Raw genomic sequence first — 529 nt, 5'->3', positions numbered from 1 at the left:
CCGGCGGCCGCGAGCAGCGACCCGACCAGCACCACGGCCGTGAGCCGGGGGATCGGGCGCGGCGTGACCGCGGGGACACCGTGCAGGGTCGGGTCGGGGTCGGTCGTGGGTGGCCGGGGCGGGATCGCGTCGGGAGGTGGGACGGCCGTCGCCACGGTCGCGCCCGTCCCGGTGCTGTCCGGCGCGGCGGCCGCCGATGCCTCGCTCCCGGTCGACGGGATCGGGTCCGGGTCGGCGGGCACCGTCGTCCCGCTGTCCGGTCCCGTGGAACCGCCGCCCGATCCGGTGGAGCCGCTGCCCGGTCCCGTGGAGCCGCTGCCCGATCCGGTGGAGCCGCTGTCCGGCGCCGTCGGCCGGCTGTCCGCCGTGGGGGAACCGCTGCCCGGCACCGGGGGATCCGTCGTCGCGACGCCCGGGGGCGCACCGTCCGGCACGACGGCACCCGACGGTGGGGCACCCGGGTGCTCCACGTCCGGATCCGGCGCCTGCGGGCCCGGGTCGACGGACCCCGGCGCGGTGGCCGGGCGGG

The 529-nt window shown here is 80.7% G+C and carries 1 pseudogene; it reads left to right on the top strand.

Annotation, left to right across the window (positions count from 1 at the left end):
• Positions 1-171: 171 nt before the first annotated feature.
• A pseudogene (locus GTW08_RS32120) lies at positions 172-529 on the top strand (hypothetical protein); the annotation flags it as partial.

Source organism: Pseudonocardia sp. SID8383, assembly GCF_009864975.1.
GTDB lineage: Bacteria > Actinomycetota > Actinomycetes > Mycobacteriales > Pseudonocardiaceae > Pseudonocardia > Pseudonocardia alni.
This window is presented reverse-complemented; position numbering and strand designations above follow the sequence as displayed.